The 2,845-nt window shown below is 70.7% G+C and carries 3 protein-coding genes; 2 read left to right on the top strand and 1 reads right to left on the bottom strand.

From position 1 onward, the window contains the following. Together FJ251_15180 and FJ251_15175 are read left to right on the top strand one after the other, a co-directional pair. On the top strand, positions 1–504 hold a 504-nt coding region (locus tag FJ251_15180; GenBank protein ID MBM4119044.1), incomplete at its 5' end, for an energy transducer TonB. Positions 505–519: 15 nt separating this feature from the next. Continuing rightward, on the top strand, positions 520–1,434 hold the full coding sequence (locus tag FJ251_15175) for a hypothetical protein (protein ID MBM4119043.1): 915 nt from the start codon (positions 520–522) through the stop codon (positions 1,432–1,434). An 18-nt stretch (positions 1,435–1,452) separates the two neighbouring features. On the opposite strand, the gene trpS is transcribed toward FJ251_15175, so the two are convergent. After that, positions 1,453–2,430, bottom strand: a complete 978-nt coding sequence (gene trpS / locus FJ251_15170; GenBank protein MBM4119042.1) for a tryptophan--tRNA ligase — start codon at positions 2,428–2,430, stop codon at positions 1,453–1,455. Positions 2,431–2,845 lie beyond the last annotated feature (415 nt).

Genomic DNA, 2,845 nt, shown 5'->3' with positions numbered 1-2,845 from the left:
GTGGCCGAACCGGGGCGGGGCGCGGGCCTCATCTCCCGGGGCGGCAGCGACGCCGTGACGCGCGGCGGCAGCCTGCTCCAGCGCGGCGCGGCCGGCGAGGCGCGCGCGGCGCCGGCACCGCCGCGGACGATCGAATCCGATCGCCCCGCCGTCGCCGCCACCGCCCTGCCGGCGCCGGCCGGCGGCGACACCGGGGCCCAATCCCAGCGGGACGTTTCGATGACCCTCAGCGGGCCGATCCTCGACCGCGAGGTGCTGGCCTCGCAGGCGCCCGGCTACCCGCCCGCTGCCAAGCAGCAGGGCTGGCAGGGCACGGTCAGCGTCTACTTCACGGTGCGGCCGGACGGCAGCGTCAAGAAGGTGCTCGTCGAGCAAGCCAGCCCGCACCAGGTGCTGGACGAGGCGGCCAGACGCTGCCTCGAGCACTGGCGTTTCAGTCCCCTGCCCGCCGGCGCCACCGCCGAGCAGTGGGGCGTGCTCACCATCGTCTTCAGGCTGCGCTGAGTCGCGGAGGCCATCATGCGCTCGTCCCTCGCCCTGTTGCTCCTCACGCTCGCCGCGACCGCCCGGCCCGCGCCAGCGGACGAGGCCAAGGCGCCGCCGGTCACCGTCCAGCAGCTGGAGGTCGTGGCTGACAGCGAGTTCCGCGTGCAGGTCGAAAAGACAGAGCTGGGTTATCACCCGCGGCCGGAGGACCTCGACGACGGCAGCACCGAGGTCGAGCGGCTGCTGTTCGAGTACACGCCAATGGAGAGCTTCAACCCCTACCTCTACGACAGCGAGCGGGTCGACTGCCCGGTGATTCCCGATTTCGGCAGCCGCGCCGTCACGCGGGCGCCGGTGACCACCTTCCGCACCGAGTTCGGCATCAGCGCGGACGTCAAGCACTGGCGCCTGGACATCACCGACTATCGCGGGGAGGGCTTCCGGCACCTGACGGGAGACGGCGTACCGCCCGCCGAGCTCGCCTGGGACGGCCGCAGCGACCACCAGGAGATGCTGCGCCCCGGCTTCCCCTACTCCTTCCTCTTCACGATCGAGGACTCGGGCACCAACCGCTATCAGTACGCCGGCAGCACCTTCGTCCTGCCTACGCTGGCCTATGCCGAGGGCAAGAACCTGCGCATCGAGGCGGCGGCGGCGGAGTTCTTCGTCACGCGGGCGGCGGAGCCGCTGCCGGAGGCGGAGCGCCGCATCGATCGGCTCCTGCGCGAGATCCTGGAAGCCCCCGACCGCGCGATCCGCGTCCAGGCGCAGGCCGAGTCGGCGGCGGTGGCCACGGCGCGGGCCCAGTGGCTGGCGGAGCGGCTGGAGGAGCGCCTCCTGCTCGCCGACGGTCAGATCGCCTGCGAGGGGGTCAGCTACAAGGGCAATCCCCCGGGCCGGGACGGCCTGCTGCGCATCACGCTCCTGCGCGACCAGAGCGGGCGCTAGGCAATCCGGCCGCCAGCCTCAGCGCAGCAGCCCCATCGCGGCGCGGGCCTCGGCCAGCACCTCGCGGGCGATCCCCCGGCAGCGGGTGGCGCCCGCGGCGAGCACCTCGCGCACCCGCTCCGGCCGCGCCGCCAGCTCGCGATAGCGCTCCCTGACCGGCGCGAGCTGGGCGTCGATGGCATCGGCCAGCACTCGCTTGCAGTCGAAGCAGCCGATCCCCGCGCTGCGGCAGCCGGCCGCCAGCTCGTCGCGCTTGGCCTCGCCGGTGAAGGCCTTGTGCATGGTGAAGATGTTGCAGTCCTCCGGCTCGCCGGGATCGCTGCGCCGCACGCGACGGGCGTCGGTGACCGCGGGCCGCAGCTTGTCCCAGATCTCCTCGGCGTCCGCGAGCACGGCCAGCGTATTGCCCAGGCTCTTGCTCATCTTGGCCTGGCCGTCCAGACCCAGAATGCGCTTGGCCGTGCTGAGCAACGGCTGCGGCTCGGGGAAGACCTCGCCGTAGCGGGCATTGAAGCGGCGCAGGATCTCCCGCGCCAGTTCGAGGTGCTGCACCTGGTCCTCGCCCACCGGCACCAGCTCCCCGCGGTAGAGCGCGATGTCGGCCGCCTGGAGGACGGGGTAGGCGAGCAGGCCCACGTTGATGTTCTTGCGGTCACGAGCGGCCTTGTCCTTGAACTGGGTCATGCGCTCGAGCTCGCCCAGCGGCGTCACGCAGTTGAGCAGCCAGGCGAGTTCGGTGTGCTCGGGCACCGCGGACTGCACGAAGAGGGTGGCGCGCTGGGGATCCACGCCCGCGGCGAGGATCGCTGTCGCCATGTCCAGCGTGCGCGCGGCCAGGAGCTCCGCGTCGTAGCTCTGCGTGATCGCGTGGTAGTCGACGACGCAGTAGATGCACTCGTAGTCCGCCTGCAGGCGCACCCAGTTGAGCAGCGCGCCCGCGTAGTTGCCCAGGTGCGGTTCCCCCGAGGGCTGGATGCCGCTGAAGACGCGCTTCATGAGGCTCCTTCCAGGTTGCAAGTGCCTGTTCTGCAAATACTTACGGAAATGGCCAGCCCTCGGGACGATTGCCCTTGGCGCCGCTTGCACCTCCAGGGTGCTTGTGCTAGTATCCCAGCGTCGTCAGCAGCAGCCCCCAGGGGCCTAATTGGCGGCACTAGAATGGCTTACGCCATTGCCTTTCTAGTATGGGTATAGGGATTGCTCTCAAGGAAGGCGGGGTGGCTCTCGGGTCATCCCGTTTTCCTTTGCCGGCGGCCCCTGCCCGCCGGCTGCAAACCCCACATCGAAAGCTGCTTGCAGCGATCCCCTGCCGCCGCCGCGATCAGCCGAGCGCGCGCCTGAACTCCGCGGTGAGCAGCGGCAGCACCTCGAAGATGTCTCCCACGATCCCGTAGTCGGCGACCTTGAAGAT

This window comes from bacterium (assembly GCA_016873475.1).
In the GTDB taxonomy this organism is placed as follows: Bacteria; Krumholzibacteriota; Krumholzibacteriia; order JACNKJ01; family JACNKJ01; genus VGXI01.
This window is presented reverse-complemented; position numbering and strand designations above follow the sequence as displayed.